The 21,142-nt window shown below is 66.1% G+C and carries 17 protein-coding genes; 9 read left to right on the forward strand and 8 right to left on the reverse strand.

Annotated elements, in window-relative coordinates; translation table 11 throughout:
* Positions 1 to 25: 25 nt before the first annotated feature.
* The 3 genes from LDJ84_RS13370 (at position 26) to ubiM (ending at position 3,608) form a co-directional block, all read left to right on the forward strand.
* Complete coding sequence (locus LDJ84_RS13370) at positions 26 to 1,210, forward strand: acyl-CoA dehydrogenase family protein (RefSeq protein WP_226046453.1); 1,185 nt, start codon at positions 26 to 28, stop codon at positions 1,208 to 1,210.
* Positions 1,207 to 2,325 (forward strand): sigma-54 interaction domain-containing protein, encoded by a 1,119-nt coding sequence (locus LDJ84_RS13375; protein WP_024762369.1) that lies wholly within the window; start codon positions 1,207 to 1,209, stop codon positions 2,323 to 2,325. The genes LDJ84_RS13370 and LDJ84_RS13375 overlap by 4 nt, the downstream gene beginning before the upstream one ends.
* Positions 2,326 to 2,435: 110 nt before the next feature.
* Complete coding sequence (gene ubiM / locus LDJ84_RS13380) at positions 2,436 to 3,608, forward strand: 5-demethoxyubiquinol-8 5-hydroxylase UbiM (protein ID WP_024762368.1); 1,173 nt, start codon at positions 2,436 to 2,438, stop codon at positions 3,606 to 3,608.
* A gap of 18 nt (positions 3,609 to 3,626) precedes the next feature.
* Here the strand turns inward: ubiM and sfnG are convergent, their stop codons facing one another.
* Positions 3,627 to 4,721, reverse strand: a complete 1,095-nt coding sequence (sfnG, locus tag LDJ84_RS13385) for a dimethylsulfone monooxygenase SfnG (RefSeq protein ID WP_024762367.1) — start codon at positions 4,719 to 4,721, stop codon at positions 3,627 to 3,629.
* A gap of 300 nt (positions 4,722 to 5,021) precedes the next feature.
* Between sfnG and LDJ84_RS13390 the strand changes: the two genes are divergently transcribed.
* Positions 5,022 to 5,342 carry a DUF2025 family protein gene (locus LDJ84_RS13390; RefSeq protein WP_024762366.1) on the forward strand — a complete coding sequence of 107 codons (321 nt, stop codon included), beginning with the start codon at positions 5,022 to 5,024 and terminating at the stop codon, positions 5,340 to 5,342.
* 191 nt (positions 5,343 to 5,533) lie between these two features.
* Here LDJ84_RS13390 and LDJ84_RS13395 read toward each other — a convergent pair whose 3' ends face one another.
* From LDJ84_RS13395 to LDJ84_RS13410, 4 genes are all read right to left on the reverse strand, one after another.
* Complete coding sequence (locus LDJ84_RS13395) at positions 5,534 to 6,760, reverse strand: c-type cytochrome (protein WP_226046454.1); 1,227 nt, start codon at positions 6,758 to 6,760, stop codon at positions 5,534 to 5,536.
* Complete coding sequence (locus tag LDJ84_RS13400) at positions 6,757 to 8,520, reverse strand: GMC family oxidoreductase (RefSeq protein ID WP_024762364.1); 1,764 nt, start codon at positions 8,518 to 8,520, stop codon at positions 6,757 to 6,759. The genes LDJ84_RS13395 and LDJ84_RS13400 overlap by 4 nt, the downstream gene beginning before the upstream one ends.
* Positions 8,521 to 8,527: 7 nt before the next feature.
* Positions 8,528 to 9,274 (reverse strand): gluconate 2-dehydrogenase subunit 3 family protein, encoded by a 747-nt coding sequence (locus LDJ84_RS13405; RefSeq protein WP_170858587.1) that lies wholly within the window; start codon positions 9,272 to 9,274, stop codon positions 8,528 to 8,530.
* A 395-nt stretch (positions 9,275 to 9,669) separates the two neighbouring features.
* Positions 9,670 to 10,428 carry an SDR family NAD(P)-dependent oxidoreductase gene (locus tag LDJ84_RS13410; protein ID WP_193452413.1) on the reverse strand — a complete coding sequence of 253 codons (759 nt, stop codon included), beginning with the start codon at positions 10,426 to 10,428 and terminating at the stop codon, positions 9,670 to 9,672.
* Positions 10,429 to 10,568: 140 nt separating this feature from the next.
* Between LDJ84_RS13410 and LDJ84_RS13415 the strand changes: the two genes are divergently transcribed.
* A complete protein-coding gene (locus LDJ84_RS13415) occupies positions 10,569 to 11,492 on the forward strand; it encodes a LysR family transcriptional regulator (protein ID WP_169887747.1) in 924 nt (307 codons plus the stop codon).
* On the opposite strand, the gene LDJ84_RS13420 is transcribed toward LDJ84_RS13415, so the two are convergent.
* Positions 11,489 to 12,130 carry an HD domain-containing protein gene (locus tag LDJ84_RS13420; RefSeq protein WP_037010653.1) on the reverse strand — a complete coding sequence of 214 codons (642 nt, stop codon included), beginning with the start codon at positions 12,128 to 12,130 and terminating at the stop codon, positions 11,489 to 11,491. The two genes, LDJ84_RS13415 and LDJ84_RS13420, sit on opposite strands and share 4 nt — an antisense overlap.
* Before the next feature lie 290 nt (positions 12,131 to 12,420).
* Here LDJ84_RS13420 and LDJ84_RS13425 point away from each other — a divergent pair, with 290 nt between their 5' ends.
* From LDJ84_RS13425 to LDJ84_RS13435, 3 genes are read left to right on the forward strand one after another with little or no spacing between them, the layout of a single operon-like run.
* The gene (locus tag LDJ84_RS13425) at positions 12,421 to 13,587 is read left to right on the forward strand and encodes an aromatic ring-hydroxylating oxygenase subunit alpha (RefSeq protein WP_024762358.1); all 1,167 of its coding nucleotides are present in this window, start codon (positions 12,421 to 12,423) and stop codon (positions 13,585 to 13,587) included.
* 9 nt (positions 13,588 to 13,596) lie between these two features.
* Positions 13,597 to 15,291: a choline dehydrogenase gene (locus LDJ84_RS13430; RefSeq protein WP_226046455.1), complete on the forward strand. Its 1,695-nt coding sequence runs from the start codon at positions 13,597 to 13,599 to the stop codon at positions 15,289 to 15,291.
* A 9-nt stretch (positions 15,292 to 15,300) separates the two neighbouring features.
* Positions 15,301 to 16,323 (forward strand): GlxA family transcriptional regulator, encoded by a 1,023-nt coding sequence (locus LDJ84_RS13435; protein ID WP_196913365.1) that lies wholly within the window; start codon positions 15,301 to 15,303, stop codon positions 16,321 to 16,323.
* Between the two features lie 181 nt (positions 16,324 to 16,504).
* On the opposite strand, the gene LDJ84_RS13440 is transcribed toward LDJ84_RS13435, so the two are convergent.
* On the reverse strand, positions 16,505 to 17,260 hold the full coding sequence (locus tag LDJ84_RS13440) for a class II aldolase and adducin N-terminal domain-containing protein (RefSeq protein ID WP_226046456.1): 756 nt from the start codon (positions 17,258 to 17,260) through the stop codon (positions 16,505 to 16,507).
* A gap of 132 nt (positions 17,261 to 17,392) precedes the next feature.
* Positions 17,393 to 18,532 (reverse strand): NAD(P)/FAD-dependent oxidoreductase, encoded by a 1,140-nt coding sequence (locus tag LDJ84_RS13445; RefSeq protein ID WP_205896387.1) that lies wholly within the window; start codon positions 18,530 to 18,532, stop codon positions 17,393 to 17,395.
* A 250-nt stretch (positions 18,533 to 18,782) separates the two neighbouring features.
* Between LDJ84_RS13445 and LDJ84_RS13450 the strand changes: the two genes are divergently transcribed.
* Complete coding sequence (locus tag LDJ84_RS13450) at positions 18,783 to 20,981, forward strand: OsmC domain/YcaO domain-containing protein (protein ID WP_193452416.1); 2,199 nt, start codon at positions 18,783 to 18,785, stop codon at positions 20,979 to 20,981.
* Positions 20,982 to 21,142: the final 161 nt, after the last annotated feature.

The following is a 21,142-nucleotide window of genomic DNA, read 5'->3' on the forward strand; positions in this document are numbered from 1 at the left end:
TCAATCGAACAAAGAGGAAGCGAGCGTGAACGCCAAGACGCGTCTCGACGCACAGACACCTGGGCAAATAGCCCAACGCCTGGCCGCCGGTTTCGCCGAAACCGCCGCCGAACGCGACATCCGCGGCGGCACGCCGAAAGCCGAGCGCGACGCGCTGCGCCAGAGCGGCCTGTTGTCGCTGATCATCCCCAGCGAATACGGCGGCCTGGGCGCCGACTGGAGCACCACGCTGGACATCGTCCGCCAGTTCGCCGTGGTCGATAGCTCCATTGCCCATGTGTTCGGCTTCCAGCACCTGATGCTGGCCACCGTGCGCCTGTTCTCGCGACCCGAGCAGTGGCAGCCGTGGTTCGAGCTGACCGCGCGCAACCAATGGTTCTGGGGTAACGCCCTGAACCCGCTGGACACCCGCACCGTGTCGCGCAGCTTCGCCGGCTGGCGCGAGTTCTCCGGGCGCAAGAGTTTCTGCTCCGGCGCGCTGGATTCGGAAATGCTCATCGCCTCGGCGCTGGACGGCGAGGGCGGCAAGCTGCTGATCGCCGCCATTCCCACCGCGCGCAGCGGCATCAGCCTCGCCCACGACTGGGACAACATGGGCCAGCGCCAGACCGACAGCGGCAGCGCCACCTTCGAGCGCGTGCGCGTGGAGGAGAGCGAGCTGCTGCTCGATCCGGGCCCGCTGAGCACGCCGTTCGCCTGCCTGCGCCCGCTGATCGCGCAACTGATCTTCACCCATGTGTTCCTTGGCATAGCTGAAGGTGCGTTCGAAGAGGCGCGGCAGTACACGCTCAAGGAAGCTCGCCCGTGGTTCCGCTCCAACGCCGCCACGGTCAGCGAAGACCCTTACGTGCTTGCCCATTACGGTGAGTTCTGGGTCGGCCTGGAAAGCACCCGCCTGCTGGTGCGCCGTGCCGCGCAAATGCTCGACGAGGCCTGGGGCAAGGGCGCCGCGCTGGACGCCGAGGAGCGTGGCCGGCTGGCCGTGGCCATCGCCACCGCCAAGGTCGCGGCCACGCGCAACGGCCTGGAAATCTGCAACCGCCTGTTCGAGGTCACCGGCGCACGTTCCACCCATGCCGCACTGCGCATCGACCGCTACTGGCGCAACCTGCGCACCCAGACCCTGCACGACCCGGTGGACTACAAGGTCCGCGAGCTGGGTGACTGGGCGCTGAACCAGCAACTCCCGCAACCGACTTTCTACTCATGAATGCGACCACACCCGAGGGTCTGCTGACCCTGCCCAAGTCCCCCGCGCTGGCGACTTCCATCCGCGCCACGGCCCAGGTTTTCGAAGACCCGAAATCCCAGGCGTTGCTCGACCACCTGCAACAGGTCGCGCCCAGCGAGGCCAGCGTTCTGATCATTGGCGAAACCGGCACCGGCAAGGAATTGGTGGCGCGGCACATCCATAATCTCAGCGTGCGACGGGGCGGTCCGTTCGTGGCGGTCAACTGCGGCGCCTTCTCCGAATCCCTGGTGGAGGCCGAGCTGTTCGGCCACGAGAAAGGCGCCTTCACCGGTGCGCTGGCGGCGAAGGCCGGCTGGTTCGAGGAAGCCGATGGAGGCACCCTGTTCCTCGACGAGATCGGTGACTTGCCGATGCCGATCCAAGTGAAACTGCTGCGCGTGCTGCAGGAACGCGAAGTGGTGCGCCTGGGCTCGCGCAAGAGCATCCCGATCAACGTGCGGGTGCTGGCGGCCACCAACGTGCAGCTGGAGAAGGCGATCAACGCCGGGCACTTCCGCGAGGACCTCTACTACCGGCTCAACGTGGTCAGCCTGGAGCTTTCGCCGCTGCGCGAGCGGCCCGGCGACATCCTCCCGCTGACCCGCCATTTCATCGCCGAATACAGCCGTCGCCTGGGCTACGGGCAGAGCCAGCTGAGCGCCGAGGCGGCGCAGAAGCTGCGCAGCTATTCCTGGCCGGGGAACATCCGCGAGCTGGAAAACGTCATCCACCACACTTTGCTGATCTGCCGTGACGGCGTGGTGCGCGCGCAAGACCTGCACCTGTCCAACCTGCGCATCGAGCGCAGCGACGAGCCGCGCCTGGAATCGCTGGGCGCCGAGCAGATTCTCCAGCAGGCCTTCCAGCGCCTGTTCGAGGAGCAGGGCGGCAACCTGCACGCACGGGTGGAAGACGCGCTGCTGCGCGCAGCCTATCGCTTCTGCCACTGCAACCAGGTGCACACTGCCAATCTGCTGGGCCTGAGCCGCAACGTCACGCGCACGCGGCTGATCGAGATCGGCGAACTGGTGGTGAACAAGCGCCGGGGCGCGGCGGTGATCGACCCGGACAGGGGCGTGCGGTTGTCGATCTAGGCCCGTCTATTTGGAGGTATTCGCCACGGGCAACTGATCCACGGCAACGAAACCGGCCACTGGCCAGCCTAGACTCCGGGACCGCCCCTCCCCAGCGAAAGGAGTCACCCATGCACGTGGACATCGCCATCGTCGGCGCCGGCCCCGCCGGGCTTTGCCTGGCCCGCTCGTTGTCGGGCAATGGCCTGTCGATCCTGCTGATCGAGCGCCAGCCGCTGGCCGCCGTGGCCGAACCCGCCGAGGATGGCCGGGAGATCGCCCTGACCCACGCTTCACGCGCCGAGTTGCAACGCCTGGGGATGTGGTCGCGGATCGACCCGCAGGAAGTCTCGCCGCTGCGCGATGCCCAGGTGCTCAACGGTCCGTCGCTGTTCACCCTGCGCATCGAGGCGGAACAGGCCGGGGCCGAACAGCTGGGCTACTTCGTGTCGAACCAGATGATCCGCCGCGCGGCGTTCGATGCAGTGCACGAGTGCCCGGACGTCTCGCTGGTCTGCGGACGTGCACTGCGCTCGCTGCGTGTCGGGCAGAACGGCGTGGACCTGACGCTGGATGACGACAGCCGCGTCCATGCGCGCCTGCTGGTTGCCGCCGATAGCCGCTTCTCCGAGACCCGCCGCATGCTGGGTATCGGCGCGAGCATGGAGGACTTCGGCAAGACCATGATGGTATGCCGCATGGCCCACGAGAAACCGCACCACAACGTCGCCTGGGAATGGTTCGGCTACGGCCAGACCCTGGCGCTGCTGCCGATCAACGGCGACCGCTCCTCGGTGGTACTGACCCTGCCGCAGCGCGAGATGGCGCCGCTGCTGGAGATGGACGAGAAAGCCTTCGCCGCCGAAATGGAACGTCGCTTCGACCGCCGCCTGGGCGGGATGGAACTGCTCGGCCCGCGGCACAGCTACCCGCTGGTGGGCGTCTACTCCGACCGCTTCGTCGGCCCGCGCAGCGCGCTGATCGGCGATGCCGCCGTCGGTATGCATCCGGTGACGGCGCACGGCTTCAATTTCGGCCTGCAGAGCCAGCGCCGGCTGGCCAATGAAATCCTCGCGACCCACCGCCGGGGCGGCGATATCGGCGGTTCCTGGCCGCTGCGCCGCTACGCCATGGCCCATCGCCTGGCGACCTGGCCGCTGTACCAGGCCACCCGGCTGATCGTCGGCATGTACACCGACCCGCGTCCTCCGGTTCGTCTGCTGCGCAATGCCGGCCTGCGCCTGGCGCAGAACCTGCCGCCGCTGCGGTCGGCGATTGCCAGGCACTTGACGCAAGGCGCCTGAGAGCGTTCTCCCGACGCTTCAGGCGGCCTCGGTCCGCCGCGCCTTCTTCTGCTCCAGCTCCTTCACCAGCGGCAGTACCTTCTCGCCGAAGTAGCGCACCTCTTCCTGGAAATGCAGGAAGCCCGCCAGCACCAGATCCACGCCGACTGCCTTTAGCGCGACGATGCGTTCGGCGATCTGTTGCGGCGTGCCGATCAGGTTGGTCTTGAACCCGTCGTTGTACTGCACCAGGTCCTCGAAGGTGGATTTCGCCCAGTTGCCTTCGCCTTCGGGCGAGGCGGCGCCGGCCTGTTTCGCCGCGTGGCCGAAGGCGTTCACTGCTTCCGGGTCGGCCTTGTCGATGATTTCGGCGAGCACCGCGCGGGCCTCTTCCTCAGTGTCGCGGGCGATGACGAAGGCGTTGACCCCGATTTTCACCGAATGACCGTTGGCGGCGGCCTTCTCGCGGATGTCGTCCACCTGAGCCTTGATGCCTTCCACGCTGTTGCCGTTGGTGAAGTACCAGTCGGATACCCGCGAGGCCATGTCGCGCGCGGCCCGGGAGCTGCCGCCCTGGAAGATTTCCGGGTGCGGGCGCTGGATGGGTTTGGGTTTCAGGTTGTAGTCGTGGAAGCGGTAGAAGTCACCCTTGAAGGTGAAGTTGTCCTGGGTCCAGATGCCCTTCAGGGCGCGGATGAATTCCTCGGAGCGACGGTAGCGCTCGTCGTGCTCCAGCCAGGGTTCGCCGATGGCCTGGAACTCGCCCTTGAACCAGCCGCTCACGATGTTCACGGCGATGCGGCCGGCGGTGAGCTGGTCGATGGTCGCCAGTTGCTTGGCGGCCAGCGAGGGCGTCCAGGGCCCGGGGAGGATAGCGGCGATCACCTTGAGCTTTTCGGTGGCGCCCAGCAGCGCGTGGCTGAAGGCGACGGACTCATGCTGGTTCTCGGCGCCGTAACCGGCGGTGAAGCGAATCTGTGTCAGCGCGTAGTCGAATCCTGCGTTCTCGGCGATGCGCGCCAGTTCGCGGTTGTAGTCGATGTCCCAGTGGGTGCGCTGTTCGATCTTGCTGACCACCAGGCCGCCACTGACGTTGGGGACCCAGTAGGCGAAACGGATCGGTTGCTGGCTCATGGCTCGGCTCCTCGTTGCTGCACGGCGGCGAAGGTGCCGCAAGGTGAACAGAGCGAAAGCCGTGCCACGCGAGGAAACTCCAGCCTGATCAGTAGCTTGCCGATTCGCCGGGACAGCCGCCGGTGTTTTGCCGGGAGCAATGCTGCTGGCCAGGTGTTGGACAGGCAACAGTGGCGGGTGCGACAACCGGCCCCTGAGCAGGCTTGGGGAAGGCTGTCAGAATTCCCCGTTCACCTGCTCCCAGAAGCGGGAACCTCCTGCGTGCGAATCCATAACAGAAGAAATCCAGGGGGCACCATCATGGCCATCACTTCCAGCGATATCTGCAACGCCGCCGAGGGCCTGTCCGGCTTCGTCGGCTTCAATCTCAAGACCGGCAAGTACATCGTGCGCTTCAGCGAGGATTCCTTCGGTATGGACGTGGCCGAGGACAGTATCCGTCCGGCGTGCGAGTTCGTCTGGGCGCCCAGGAGCGGCGAGGTGATGACCTTGAGCAGAGAGTGCCTGCAGATCCTCGCCGAGCAGAATATCCACGACAGGCTGAACCTCAACGAGGCGTTGCTCACCTATCTGCGCCGCACCGATCTGCCGGAGATCGCCGCCGAGCGTCGGCTGAAGTAATCACCACGCCTGGGCGCCGGGCGTTCGCGGGAGCGGGGAGCGCCGGGTTGCGCGAAGCCGGGGAGGGGTTCGCGGGCCCGCTCCTGCAGGGTACGAAATAGCAGGATACGTAGGAGCGGGCGCCGTCCGCGATAGGTCCGCGTCGTGCGGAGACCATCGCGGAAGGAGTCCGCTCCCACGCTCATTGCACCTTACTCAGCCAGTTCCTTGCGCAGGTCCGCCACCTGGCTGGCGGTCACCGGTGTCGCCGCGTTGCCCCAGGTGTTGCGCACGTAGGTCAGCACCTTGGCGACCTTGTCGTCGTCGAGGTTCCAGGCGAACGAGGGCATGGCCGGCGCCGTCGGGGCGGCGTCGGTGCTTCCGGCGCGGCTGCCGGCCAGCACCACGCGGATCAGCGAGGTGGGGTCGTCGTTGTTGACCAGGGGGGCGGCGGCCAGGGTCGGGAACAGGTTCTTCACGCCCTGGCCGTTGCTCACATGGCAGGCGGAGCAGCGGTCCGCGTAGATCGCCTTGCCTGCCACCATGTCGGCGTCGTCCGCCGCCACGGGTGGGGGAGCGGCCTTGCCGGGGACGCCATCCTTGAGATACACGGCGACCGCCATCAGGTCTTCGTCGCTCCAGTGCTGGGTGGAGTTCTCCACCGCTTCGGCCATCGGGCCGGAGGCGATGTCGAAGCGGTTGGCGCCGGTTTTCAGGTACTGCACCAGGTCCTGGGTGCTCCACTGGCCGATGCCGCTGTGCGGGTTGGCGGTGATGTCCGGGGCGACCCAGCCCTGCAGGTTGGCGCCGGCGAGGAAGCGCTCGTTGTCGTCACCGCCGAGCAGGTTCTTCGGTGTGTGGCAGGTGCCGCAATGGCCGAGCCCCTCCACCAGGTAGGCACCACGGTTCCATTGTGCCGACTTGTCTGGCTTGGGAACGAACTCGCCCTGGGTGAAGTTCAGCCAGTTCCAGCCGATCAGGCTGGTGCGCACGCTGAAGGGGAAGGGCAACAGGTTGGTTTCCACCGGGTTGTGCACCGGCTGCAAGGTCTGCAGGTAGGCCCAGAGCGCCCGGTTGTCCTCGCGGTGCACCTTGGTGTACGCGGTGAACGGCATGGCGCCGTACAGGCGTTTGCCGCCGCGACTGTGACCGGTGGACATTACTGCCTGGAAGTCCTCGAAGCTCCAGCGTCCCAGGCCGGTGTCCGGGTCCGGGGTGATGTTGGCACCGACCAGTTTGCCGAACGGTGTCTCGATGGCCACGCCGCCGGCGAACGGCGCGCCGCCGGGCAGGGTGTGGCAGGCGGTGCAGTCGCCGACGACGGCGAGATAGCGACCTTTTTCCACCAGGTTGTAGGAGTCCGCGCCCGTTCCTGCACTGGCTTGCTGCAGGTTCAGGCCCAGCAGGGCGAGGGTGCCGATGCGAAGGAGAGTCTTCATGCGCTGATCATCTCCCCGGGGCGTTTAAGGTATAGCCTGCGGATCGCATCGGCGGCCTTGAAGGCCAGTGCGCCGACAGTGCCGGTAGGGTTGTAGCCGGGGTTCTGCGGGAAGGCCGAGGAGCCCACCACGAACAGGTTGGGCACGCCCCAGACCTGCAGGTGCTTGTTCACCGAACTGTTCTTCGGATCGGCGCCCATGATGAAGCCGCCGACGATGTGCGAAGACTGGTAAGAGGTATTCGACCAGGGGCCCTTGCGCGGAGCCGGGACTATCTGCTGCGGGTTCATGCTGCGGGCGATCTCTGCCACCTTGTCGGTGCAGTACTGCGCCATCCGCAGGTCGTTTTCCGGGAAGTCGAAGGTGATGCGCAGCAGCGGTCGACCGTGGGGGTCGTTGTAGTTGGGGTCCAGCGACAGGTAGTTGCTGCGCGTGGTGTAGCTGCTGGCCTCACAGCCGATGGACATGTTGCTCAGGTAGCTCTCTACCGTGGCTTTCTTCCATTGGGAGCCCCAGGCAGGCGTGCCGGGCGGAACCGGCCGCGAGTCGATGGGGGCGGCGCCGATCGGGGTCACGCGGGTGCTGCCGCCGCCGACGAAACCCAGGCCGGAGTGGTCGAAGTTGTCGTTGTTGAACTCGTCGATGCCCATGCCGATGGCGCCGCCACCGATGAAGGGATTGAAGTTCTTGTCCTTGAAGAACAGCTTGACGCTGTTGGCCGTCTGGTAGGCGAAGTTGCGCCCGGTGGTGCCGGTATTGGCGATCGGGTTGTAGGGTTCGCCGACGCCCGAAAGCAGCATCAGCCGCACGTTCTCGAAGATGAACGCGGCGACCACCACGATGTCCGCCGGCTGTTCCCATTCCTCTCCGCTGGAGTCGACGTAGACGATACCGGTGGCACGGGAACCGCTGCTGTCCATGGTCACCTTGAGTACTTCGGAGTTGGTCCTGGCGGTGAAGTTGGGTTTGCGGATCAGCGCCGGCAGGACGTTGACGATGGCGCTGGCCTTGGAATAGTTGGCGCAGCCGTAGTTGGTGCAGAAACCGCAGAAGGTGCAGGGCCCCATGGTCACGCCCAACTGGTTGGTGTAGCCCTGGGAGGCCAGTGCCGAGGGCACCGGGAAGGGTTTGTAGCCCAGGTTGCGCGCCGCTTCGGCGAACAGCGTCGGGGCGTAGGTCTGCGCGGTGGGCGGGTTGGGGTACTCGCGCGAGCGCGCGCCCTCGAAAGGGTTGCCGCCTTCGACGATCTGCCCGCCCAGATTGCCGGCCTTGCCGGAAACGCCGGCGAGCCGCTCGAAGGCGTCGTAATGCGGCTCCATTTCCTCCCAGGTGGTGCCCCAGTCCTGCAGGGTCAGCTCGGCGGGCACTTCCTTGCCGTAGCGCTCCTTCAGGTGGCTGGCCAGGCGGAATTCCTCGGGCTGGAAGCGGAAGGTGATGCCGGCCCAGTGGTTGCCTGCGCCGCCGGTGCCGTTGCCGGGGTGGAACGAACCCCAGACGCGCATCGGCAGGGCGGTTTCCGACTCCTTGTTGCGCATCGTGCAGGTGTTCTGCCGGGTGCGCAGCATCAGCTCCTGGCGGCGGTTGTAGCGCAGTTCGTCGGCGGCCGAGGCGAGGTTGAAGTCGCTGGCGGTGTCGCGCCAGGGGCCGCGTTCGAAGCCGATCACATCGAGGCCGGCGTCGGCCAGTTCGTGGGCGATGATGGAACCCGCCCAGCCGAGCCCGACAACCACGACGTCGGTGGAAGGTAGTTTCTTGGCCATGGTGTTGTTAACCCTTCTTGGTCCAGGCGGAGCTGCCGACGATGGAGAGCGGCACGAGATTCAGCTTCTGGTTGTGCAGGCCGATGTAGTCGCGGTAGTCGTAGCGCGCGCCGGGGAAGCCGAGCATCTTCCACGACACCATGTCGCGGTTGCCGCCATAGATGGGGTCGGCGAAGAAGCCTTCCATGGTGTTGTCCAGCACCTGCTGGAAGAACGCCCTGGCGTCGATGCCGTCGAGGGTGATGGCGCCTTTTTCCAGGTCGGTCAGCACCTGGTCGCGCTGTTCGCCGGGCAGGGCGCTGAACGGCTTCTGGAACTTGCCCTGGCAGTACTTGCCCAGTGCGGCCAGGCCGATGCGATAGCGCTCGCGCGGCACCAGTGGCGACTGGTCGGCCTGCGCGGGGGTGCCCGGCGTGAAGGGCCCGGTCATGTACAGGCGGCCGAAGTCGCCGTAATCGCTCACCAGCTGGCGGTCGATGAACACCGCGCAACCGGCGTCCTTGCCGCTGACGCTCAGGTCATCGGCGGGAATCAGTTGCTCGACAATGGCCTCCACCTCGGTGGCTTCCTCGGCGGTGAAGAACTGCCAGCCGGGGCTGTCGTAGTGCAGCGGGCCGTTGTGGTCGAAGGGCAGCCATTTCGGCGTGCCGATCACGGTGGCGGCCTGGGTGCTGGCGGCGGCGCCCACGGCCAGGGAGGCGGCGGAAGACTTCAACAGCTGACGCCGGGTGAATCCCTTGGGGTGTTCGGTCATTTCGGCTCCTGAGGCAGCACCCGTCCGCTCGTTATCGAGGTGGCAGGAACGGGTAGTGCCAGGTCAGTTCACGGTGATCTGCGCTCGCGGCAGGTGCCGGATGAGCGGAGCGAGGGTGCGAAGTCGTCCCATCGGGGCGCTGTGCAGATCGGCTGAACGGGTCCTTCGCCCAGGCGGAATCTGCGATTCGTCTTCTCCACGCGCGTTTTTAGACTAGAGGCCGTAACAGAATGTTGCAGGAATTTTCGCGGTAAATGTTTATTGCGTATATCGAGAAAGTCCGCAGCCTAGGCGGTCGGACGGGGCAGGAACGGACTCTTTGCGCGATGGGGTCCGGCGCGATGCGGACCCCATCGCGGACGAAGTCCGCTCCCATGATCATGCTGTCGTCCGGATCAGAGGAACATGCCGCCAGACGCCTCCACGCGCTGGCCGTTGATCCAGCGGCCGCCATCGGAGAGCAGGGCGGCAATCACCGCGCCGATATCGTCCGGCAGGCCGACGCGGCCCAGGGCGGTGTTGCTGGCAATCTGCTGGTTCAGTTGGGCGTTGTCGCGCACCACGCCGCCGCCGAAGTCGGTCTCGATGGCACCGGGGGCGAGGATGTTCACCGCGATGCCGCGAGCGCCGAGTTCCTTGGCCTGGTACTTGGTCAGGGTCTCCATCGCCCCCTTCATGGTCGCGTAGGCGGCGTAGCCGGGCAGGGAGAAACGCGTCAGGCCGCTGGAGACATTGAGGATGCGGCCGCCATCGGCGATCAGTGGCAGCAGCTTCTGGGTCAGGAAGAACGGGCCCTTGAGCTGGATTTTCATCAGCTGGTCGAACATCTCCTCGCTGGTCTCGGCGAAGCTGGCGTAGAGGCCGATGCCGGCGTTGTTCACCAGGAAGTCGAAGTTCTGACGGCCAAACGCCTCGCCCAGGGTGGCGCGGATCCGCTCGGCAAAGGCGGTAAAGCTGGCACTCTCCGCCACGTCCAGGTGCAGCATCACGGCGCGGCCGCCGTGCTGTTCGATCTCGGCGGCGACGGCCTGGGCTTCGTCGGCCTGGCTGCGGTAGGTGCCGATGATGTCGACGCCTGCGGCGGCGAGGTGCAGGGCGGCGTTGCGGCCAAGGCCACGGCTGGCGCCGGTGATGAGAGCGATCTTGCGGGTCATGGCGAAGCTCCTTGTTTGCGGTAGCTGGCGGGTGGGGGTGAGGGATAGCTTATTGTTCGATTGAATGGTGATAAACCGGCGAGAATCGGAAATACTGGTCGGCATTAGCGAACAATGATCCGCGAACAACAGGCCTGCCCATGATCCGCCCCGACCTCCTGCGTACCTTCGTCCGCGTTACCGAACTGGCCAGCTTCACCCAGGCTGGCGAGCAACTCGGCCTGCCGCGCTCCACCGTCTCCGAGCACGTGCAGGCGCTGGAGGAGCTGCTGGGCACGCGCCTGCTGCAACGCACCACCCGGCGCGTCACCGCAACCCAGGACGGGCTGGTGCTCTACGAGCGCAGCAAGGACATGCTGGCCCAGCTGGACGAGTTGCAGGGCCTGTTCCGCCAGGACGACGAAGCCCTCGGCGGCCGTCTGCGGGTGGACATGCCGACGGTGATGGCGCGCAAGCTGGTAATGCCGCGCCTCGGCGAGTTCCTCGCGCGGCACCCGGCGCTGGAGCTGGAGGTGAGCTGCACCGACCGCCGTGTCGACCTGGTGCGCGAGGGCTTCGATTGCGTGGTGCGGGTCGGTGCGGTGAACGATCCGTCGGTGGTGGCGCGCACCCTCGGGCAGTTCCCGCAGGTGACCTGCGCCAGTCCGTCCTACCTTGCCGAGCGCGGCGTGCCGCAGTCGCTGGACGACCTGGCGGGGCACCAACTGATCCACTACGTGACGGTGCTGGGCGCGCGGCCGCCGGGCTTCGAGTACCTGCATCAGGGCGAGGTGCGCTACATACCGATGGGCGGAGCGCTGTCGGTGAACAACGCCGAGGCTTACGAAAGCGCGGCGATGGGTGGGCTGGGGATCATCCAGGTGCCCATTCATGGCGTGCTGGATGACCTGGAGGCGGGGCGTCTGGTGCAAGTGCTGGGGCACATTCCGTTGCCACCCATGGAAATCTCCCTGCTCTACGCTCATCGTCGCCTGCCGCAGCGGGTACGGGCGTTCATGCAGTGGCTGACGCAGCTGCTGGGCGAGCCCGGTGTGCTGGGCACGCCCCTGGAGGCGAAGCCCTAGCTGGCCCAGTCGGAATTCAGGATCACTTCGCAGAAGTTGCCGCGCACGAAGTCCGCATCCTTCATGGCCAGCACGTCGGCCTTGACGTTGCCGAAGGTGGTTTCCGGCTTGGCTTTGATGCCGTCGTAGAAGGTTTGCAGGATGTCCTGCTTGAACTGCCCGCCGCGGGGGTGGGCGGCGACCACTGCGTCACGCTGGGCGTCGGGGAACTGGTCGTAGGCGATGCCCAGTACGTCCATTTCCACGCCGGCGGTGACCAGGGCGATCTCCGGCTTCATGTGCTGCGGAATGCCCGGCGTGGTATGCAGGGCTATGGCGGTCCACACGGTGTCGATATCACTTTCGGCGATGCCATGGCTGCGCAGGAACTGCGCCGCGCAGTCGGCGCCGTCCACTTCGAAGCGTTCGCACTGGCTGCAATAGCGCGGCATCAGGCCCATGTCGTGGAACATCGCGCCGGCGTAGAGCAGCTCGGCATCGAACTTCAGTTCCTTGCGCGCGCCGGTCAGCGCGCCCCAGTAATAGACGCGGGATGAGTGGTGGAACAGCAGCGGGGTGGCGTTGTCGCGGACCATCTCGGTGATGGCATTGGCGAGACTGCTGTCAGGGACTTTGACACCGTTCAGATCGAGGCTCATGGCGGGCTCCGGGGCAGGGTTTCCAGGGTGCGTCGCGGGCTGCGTCGCGGTCGGTTCCATTGGAAATCCACGGCCTTGTGCGGACAACGAGAGCGAGGGAGTGAATCCGGACAGCCGTCGTTCGTTTGCTGCCAATGGGGAGTCTTCAGGCGAACCGGTCTTGATGCGTCTGACGGAAAACTTGTCGTTTTTCATCAAGAGCCGCCGCAGGCGTGCCCCTAGATTTGTCCTCGAACCGAGCCGCCGGACCATGAGCCGGCCACGCCAGAAGAAGCCGAGGAGAGTCGAACATGTCGTCCATCGAGAGCCTGAAACTGCGTACTTCCATCGACGGCTGGGACCGCCAGGACCCGGAGCAGGCCTTCACCCTGCCGTCGCGCTATTTCTTCGACGAGGCGCTGTTCAAGGCCGAACGCGACAATATCTTCCTGCGCTCCTGGCACGTCGCCGGGCACCTGAGCGAGTTCGCGGAGGTTGGGCAGTACGTGGTCTGCGACCTGTTCGACCAGAGCATCGTCATCGCCCGCAGCCGCAGTGGGAACATCCGCGCCTTCCACAACGTCTGCCAACACCGCGGCAACCGCCTGCTGGAGGAGCGTCGCGGCAACACCGGCGGCATCGTGCGCTGCGCCTACCACTCCTGGTGCTACGAGATGGACGGCGCGCTGCGCAGTGCGCCGCGCTGCGAGCGCATCAAGAACTTTGACAAGGAAGAATTCGCCATCCCGCAGGTGCGCCTGGAGGAACTGGGCGGCTTCCTCTACTTCAACCTCGACCCGAACGCGCCGTCGCTGGCCGAGCTGTTCCCTGGCGCCGACGAGGAGATGCACCGGGTGTTCCCGAACCTCGCCGACATGCGCCTGATCGAGGAGGCGGACGTGATCGTCCCGGCCAACTGGAAGGTGATCATGGACAACTCCATCGAGGGCTATCACTTCAAGCTCTCCGGGCCGTGCCACATCGACCTCGCCAAGCTGATCGACTTCAAGGGCTACCGACTGACCAAGCGCGACAACTGGTGGACCTACATCGCCCCGGCGAATCTTGACGCCGGCGAAGCCTACGGCGTGAAACTGCGCAGCGACCTGAACCCCGACGAGTGCTTCTTCAACATCGGCCTGTGGCCGAACAACACCTTCTACACCTTCCCGTTCTCCGAGTTCCTCGGCACCTTCATCATGATTCCGCTGGACGCCGAGCGTTCGCTGCTGCGCTTTGGCTACTACTCGGCGAACGAGCAGACCGCCGAGGTGAGCAAGGCCTGCATGCGCTGGATGAACGAGGAGCTGGGGCCCGAGGACATCTCCCTGAACATCAGCGTGCAGAAGGGCCTGCACTCCATGGGCTACGACCAGGGCCGCTACATGATCGACGCCGAGCGCAGCAACGAGAGCGAGCACCTGGTGCACCACTTCCACCGCCTGGTGTTCCAGGGCATCCACGGCGCGCAGCGCTGAGGAATGGCCATGGACTACGACTACGACTACGACTACGACTACGACTACGACTACGACTACGACTACGTCATCGTCGGCGCGGGCTCGGCCGGCTGTGTGCTGGCCAACCGTCTGGGCGCCGATCCGGCCGTGCGCATCCTCATGCTGGAGGCGGGCCCGGCGGACAGGAGCTGGACCATCGACATGCCCTCGGCGGTGGGCATCGTGGTCGGTGGTACCCGTTACAACTGGAGCTACAGCAGCGAGCCGGAGCCGTACCTGGATGGCCGGCGGATCGCCACGCCGCGGGGGCGTACGCTGGGCGGGTCGTCCTCGATCAATGGCATGGTCTACATCCGTGGCCACGCCCGCGATTACGACGGCTGGGCCGCGCAAGGCTGCGCGGGGTGGGACTACCAGCATGTGCTGCCGTATTTCATTCGTTCGGAGAACCACGCCAATGGCGCCGACGATTACCACGGCGCGGCGGGGCACCTGCATGTCACTCCGGGTGATATCGACACGCCGCTGTGCGCGGCTTTCGTCGCGGCGGGCGAGGAGGCCGGCTACGGGCGCAGCAGCGATCTCAACGGTCATCGCCAGGAGGGCTTCGGCCCGGTGGACCGCACCACGCGTCAGGGGCGGCGCTGGAGCACATCACGCGGGTACCTGAGCGAGGCGCTGGGGCGCGGCAATGTCACTGTCGCCACCGGGGCGCTGGCGCTGCGTGTGCTCTTCGAGGGTGAGCGTGCCGTGGGCGTGGAGTACGAACAGAACGGCCAGGCACTGACCGCCCGCGCAAGCCGCGAAGTGCTGCTGACCGCGGGGGCGATCAATTCGCCGCATCTGCTGTTGCTCTCGGGCATCGGCCCGGCGGATGAGCTGCGCCAATTGGGCATCGCAGTGAAGCATGATCTACCCGGCGTCGGCCGCCGGCTCAACGACCATCCGGACAGCGTCGTGCAGTTCCGCTGCAAGGCGCCGGTGTCGATCTATCCCTGGACCCGCATGCCGGGCAAGTGGTGGATCGGCGCCCGCTGGTTCGCCAGCCATGACGGGCTGGCAGCGAGCAACCATTTCGAGGCCGGCGCCTTCATCCGCTCCCGCGCTGGAGTCGAGCATCCGGATCTGCAACTGACCTTCATGCCGCTGGCGGTGCAGCCGGGCAGCGTGGCGCCGGTGCCGGAGCATGCCTTCCAAGTGCACATCGACCTGATGCGCCCCACGAGTCTAGGCAGCGTGACCCTGCGCAGCGCCGAGGCACGGCAGGCGCCGCGCATTCTCTTCAATTACCTGCAGACCGAACGGGACCGCGCTGACATGCGAGCCGGCGCGAGGCTGGTGCGCGAATTGATGCGCCAGCCGTCGATGCGCGGGCTGGCCGGCGAAGAGCTGACGCCCGGCCCGCTGGCGCACAGCGACGCCGAGCTGGACGCCTGGGCGCGCCGGGTGACCGAGACCGGCTACCACGCCAGCGGCACCTGCAAGATGGGCCTGGTCAATGACCCTGAAGCGGTAGTCGATCCACAGTTGCGCGTGCACGGGCTGCAGGGGCTACGCGTGGTGGACGCGTCGATCATGCCGAGCATCGTCAGCGGCAACACCAATGCGCCGACGGTGATGATCGCCGAGAAGGCCAGCGATATGATCCGGGGGTTGCCGCCGCTGCCGGCGGCCAATGTCCCGGTGTGGCTGCATCCGCAGTGGCAGCACCAACAGCGCTAAGGAGCGTCGATGGCCAGTGTTGCACCGCCTTCCCGGTTCCGCCGCGAACCTTTGCGCGTGGGCCTGCTGTTGTTGCCGTCGTTCCCTGGCCTGGGGCTGGCGGCGGTGGTCGAGCCGCTGGCGATCGCCAACTGGCTGGGCGGCGAGGCGCTGTTCGAGTGGCAGCTGCTGTCGCTGGACGGCGAGCCAGTCACCGCCAGTAACGGCCTGACCAGCACGGTCCACGAGGCCATCGACCCGGAGCGGGGCTGGGATGCCTGCTTCGTCATCGCCAGCTTCGACGTGCACAAGCATGCGCGCAATCGACTGCTGAAGAGCTGGCTGCGCCGGCAGGCGGCGTTCGGCGCCACGCTGGCGGGCATCGAGACCGGCACCGAACTGCTGGCCGCCGCCGGGGTGCTCGACGGGTTTCCCGCAGCGGTGCACTGGGACAACCTGCAGGGCTTCCGGGAGAGTTACCCGAAGGTCCAGGCCCGCGCGCAGCTCTACACCCTCGACCGCCAGCGCCTGACCTGCGCCGGGGCCAGCGCCATCCTCGACCTGATGCTGGGCTGGATCGCCCAGCGGGTGGACACCGACCTGTCGCGGGAGATCGCCATGCACCTGCTGCTGGGCGAAACCCGCGAGCCCGGCGCGCACCAGTTGCAGGGCCGGCAGAGCGACGCTCACGCCCACGGTGGCAAGGTGCGCCGCGCCATCGCGCTGATGGAGCAGGCGCTGGAGGAACCACTGGAGTGCGATGCCATCGCCGAGCGCGTCGGGCTTTCCAGGCGCCAACTGGAGCGGCAGTTCAAGCAGCACACCGGGTTGTCGCCGCTCAAGTACTACATCGTCCTGAGGCTGGGCCGCGCCCACAGCCTGCTGCAGCAGACGCGCCTGAGCGTGGCACAGGTCGCGGCGAGTTCCGGTTTCGGTTCGCTGGAGCATTTCTCCCGCGCGTATCGAGCGCATTTCGGTTGCCCGCCCAGTGCGGACCGCACCCAGACCTACACGGCACCGGTGATGCGCCAGCCTTTGGGGCGCGATAGCTGACGGCGTAAAGGCTTTGCGTAGGAGCGAGGGGGATACCTGGTTCTTGTTCGGGAATCACTTGCCGGAAACTTGGTGCTTCCGGGCTCTCGTAGGGCGAATAACCCGGAGCGGGTCATCCGCCACTCACGGCGGATAACGCCCGTGGCGTTATTCGCCCTACGCAGGCCTGCAACTACGGGCTTCAATCGGCGAACGCCGGCTCGCTCTCCAGCAACATCTCCCGCAGTGCCGCGAAATGCCGCTCGGCGAAGCCCGGATACTCCAGCCACTGGCGCATGGTCTTGCGCGCGACCTCGTCGCTGGCGATGCGCAGCGGGCGGCCGGTGGCCAGGGCGGTGAGGTAGACCTCGCAGGCGCGCTCGAAGTAGTACAGGTCATCGAAGGCCTGGGCCACGCTGGGCGCCGCGACCAGCACGCCGTGGTTGCCCATCAGCAGGATCGGCTTGTCGCCCAGCAGGCGGCTGACGCGCTCGGCCTCATCGCCCAGGCCCATGCCGTCGAAGCCCTCGTCGATGGCCACGCGCTCGAAGAAGCGCATGCTGTTCTGCTCGATGGGCGGCAGCCGTGAGTCGGCCAGGCAGGCGAGGGCGGTGGCGTACTTCGAGTGCACATGCAGGATGCAGCGTGCCTGCGGGTTGTTGCGGTGCAGTGCGCCATGCAGCGCCCAGGCGGTGATATCCGGTGCGTCCGGGCGGTTGATTGCCTCGGGGTCGTCCGCGGGCAGGCGCAGCAGGTCGCTGGCGCGCATCTGCGAGAAGTGCCGGCCGTAGGGGTTGATCAGGAAGTCCCGGCCATCGGCGGACAACGCCAGGCTGAAGTGATTGGCGATGGCCTCGTGCAGGTTCAGGCGTGCGGCCCAGCGGAAGGCGCAGGCAAGGTCGATGCGGCCCTGGCGTTCCAGGCCGGTGTCGAGGGTGCGGCTGGCGAGCGTTGGCATGGCGGCTCCGGGAGCGATGCCCGTGCCGGGCTGGCCGGGCCTGGCTTCCGAGTCTAGGGGTGTGGCGCCACTGGACTTGATGCGGAACGACCGGGCGTGCCGCTCGGCCGGTCGTCGAATGCGTCGCCAGCCCTAGACGAACTGCGCCGCCGCGTAGCCCGAGGCCCAGGCCCACTGGAAGTTGAAGCCGCCCAGGTGGCCGGTGACATCCAGCACTTCGCCGACGAAGTACAGGCCGGGGGATTTCAGCGACTCCAGGGTCTTGGACGACACCTCGCGGGTGTCCACGCCGCCTAGGGTGACTTCCGCCGTGCGGTAGCCCTCGGTGCCGGCGGGCACCAGTTGCCAGTCGCCCAGGCGTTCGGCGATGGCCTTGAGCTCGCCTGGCGTGTACTGCTTCATGGGTTTGGAGACGAACCACTGTTCGGCCAGCAGGCCGGCCATCTTCTTGGTGAACAGCTCGCCCAGCAACGTCTTCAGCTCGCTGTTGGGGCGCTCTCGCTGCTGCTCGGCGAGCCAGGCAGGCAGGTCGATATGCGGCAGGAGGTCGATGCTGAGGGTATCGCCAGGCTGCCAGTAGGAGGATATCTGCAGGATCGCCGGACCGCTGAGGCCGCGGTGGGTGAACAGGATGTTCTCGACGAAGCTCTGGCCGTTGCAGCTGACCCGGCAGTCTTCCACCGAGGTGCCGGACAGCTCGGTGCACAGGGCCTTGAGTTGCGGATCGGTAAGGGTGAAAGGCACCAGGCCGGCTCGGGTCGGCAGCACGCTGTGGCCGAACTGGCGGGCGATCTGGTAGCCGAAACCGGTGGCGCCCAGGGTCGGGATGGAAAGGCCGCCGGTGGCGATCACCAGGGATTCACAACGCGCCGGGCCGAGGCTGGTCTGCAACTGGTAGCCGCCTTCGTCGAGGCGGGCGATCTCGCTCACCGAGGTGTCCAGGCGCAGGTCGACGCCGGCCTGGTCGCACTCGTCCAGCAGCAGGCCGAGGATGTCGCTGGACTTGTTATCGCAGAACAGCTGGCCGAGCTTCTTCTCGTGGTAGGGCACGCCGTGCTTGGCCACCAGAGCGATGAAGTCCCACTGGGTGAAGCGCGCCAGCGCGGACTTGCAGAAATGTGGATTGTGCGAGAGGAAGTTGACCGGCTCGCAGTACAGGTTGGTGAAGTTGCAGCGCCCGCCACCGGACATGAGGATCTTCTTGCCGGCCTTGTTGGCGTGGTCGATCAGCAGAACCTGGCGACCGCGCGCGGCGGCGCTCATGGCACACATCAGTCCCGCGGCGCCGGCGCCGATGATGATGACCTGGGAGGTGAGCACGGTGGTTTCCTTGTAGTACGGGTTGGCTGACGCTGGAGGCGGCGCATCTTACCCGAAGCACGGGCCTGCGCTCGACCATGCGTCGAGTACGCATCTGCCATGAGGGCAGGCGTCCAGACCGGCGCCGGGTACATCGGGATATCCCCGCGGCGCTTTTGTCCGGATAATGCCGGGCAGTTCGCTTTCTACTGGTAATGCCCGCATGGAAATCAAGGTCAATTTTCTCGACAACCTCCGACTCGAAGCCAAGTTCGACGACTTCACGGTGATTGCCGACCAGCCCATCCGCTACAAGGGCGATGGCTCGGCTCCCGGTCCGTTCGACTACTTCCTGGCTTCCTCGGCGCTGTGCGCGGCATACTTCGTCAAGCTCTACTGCCAGACCCGCGACATCCCCACGGACAATATCCGCCTGTCGCAGAACAACATCGTCGACCCGGAAAACCGCTACAAGCAGATATTCAAGATCCAGGTGGAGCTGCCGGCGGATATCTCCGAGAAGGACCGCCAGGGCATCCTGCGCTCCATCGACCGCTGTACGGTGAAGAAGGTGGTGCAGACCGGCCCGGACTTCGTCATCGAGGAGGTGGAAAACCTCGACGCCGACGCCCAGGCGCTGCTGATGCCGAGTGCGAGCGCGGATACCACCACCTACATTCCGGGCAAGGACCTGCCGCTGGAGCAGACCATCGCCAACATGTCGGAAATCCTCGCCGGCCTGGGGATGAAGATCGAGATCGCCTCCTGGCGCAACATCGTGCCCAACGTCTGGTCGCTGCACATCCGCGACGCGCAATCGCCGATGTGCTTCACCAACGGCAAGGGCGCCACCAAGGAAAGCGCGCTGGCTTCGGCGCTGGGCGAGTTCATCGAGCGGCTGAACTGCAACTTCTTCTACAACGACCAGTTCTGGGGCGAGGAGATCGCCAACGCGCCCTTCGTGCATTACCCCGACGAGCGCTGGTTCAAGCCCGGCCCCAAGGACGCGCTGCCGGAGGAAATCCTCGACGAGCACTGCCTGGAGGTCTACAACCCGGACGGCGAACTGCGCGGCTCGCACCTGTACGACACCAACTCGGGCAACACCGAGCGCGGCATCTGCTCGCTGCCGTTCGTGCGCCAGTCCGACGGCGAGACGGTCTACTTCCCGTCCAACCTGATCGAGAACCTCTACCTCTCCAACGGCATGAGCGCCGGCAACACCCTGGCCGAGGCGCAGGTGCAGTGCCTGTCGGAAATCTTCGAGCGCGCGGTGAAGCGTGAAATCCTCGAAGGCGAGCTGGCGCTGCCGGACGTGCCGCAGGAGGTGCTGGCCAAGTACCCGGGCATCGTCGCCGGCATCAAGGGCCTGGAGGAACAGGGCTTCCCGGTGCTGGTCAAGGACGCGTCCCTGGGCGGCGAGTTCCCGGTGATGTGCGTGACCCTGATGAACCCGCGCACCGGTGGCGTGTTCGCCTCCTTCGGCGCGCACCCCAGCCTGGAAGTGGCGCTGGAGCGCAGCCTCACCGAGCTGCTCCAGGGCCGCAGCTTCGAGGGCCTCAACGACCTGCCGCGGCCAACCTTCGAAAGCCAGGCGGTGACCGAGCCGAACAACTTCGTCGAGCACTTCATCGACTCCAGCGGCGTGGTGTCGTGGCGCTTCTTCAGCGCCAAGGCCGATTTCGAGTTCGTCGAGTGGGACTTCTCCGGCCACGGCGAGGACTCCAACGCGCAGGAAGCCCGGACCCTTTTCGGTATCCTCGAAGAGCAGGGCAAGGAGGTCTACATGGCCGTGTACGAGCACCTGGGCGCCACCGCCTGCCGCATCCTGGTGCCCGGCTACTCGGAAATCTACCCGGTGGAAGACCTGATCTGGGACAACACCAACAAGGCCCTGGCGTTCCGCGCGGACATCCTCAACCTGCACAGTCTGAACATCGTCCGCCTCAAATCGCTGCTCAAGCGCCTGGAAGCCTGCGAGGTGGACGACTACACCGACATCACCACGCTGATCGGCATCGAGTTTGACGACAACACGGTCTGGGGCCAGCTGACCATCCTGGAGCTCAAGCTGCTGATCAACCTCGCGGTGAAGCGTTTCGAGAACGCCAAGGAGCTGGTGGAGATGTTCCTCCAGTACAACGACAACACCGTCGAACGCGGGCTGTTCTACCAGGCGCTCAATGCGGCGCTGGAAGTGCAGCTGGACGAGGAACTGGAGATGGCCGACTTCGAGGCCAACTTCCGCCGCATGTTCGGCAACGAGCGCATGGACGCGGTACTGGGTTCGCTGGACGGCAGCGTGCGTTTCTACGGCCTGACACCGACCAGCATGAAGCTGGAAGGGCTGGACAAGCACCTGCGCCTGATCGAGAGCTACAAGAAGCTGCACCAGGCGCGGGCCAGGGCAGTGGCGCGCTGATCGGGCCTCTGAGCAGAAAGGCACCTTCGGGTGCCTTTTTCGTCTGCAGGGTTGCTGCGCGGCGAACCCGGCATACCGCCCGACCGGTCGTCCGGTGAGGCGCGAAAGTCCGCCTAGACTTGTCGATTCCGTCGTCGCCCAGGCGACCAAGCTGCATGCCG

It is taken from the genome of Pseudomonas sp. HS-18 (assembly GCF_020401845.1).
Classification (GTDB): domain Bacteria; phylum Pseudomonadota; class Gammaproteobacteria; order Pseudomonadales; family Pseudomonadaceae; genus Pseudomonas; species Pseudomonas nitroreducens.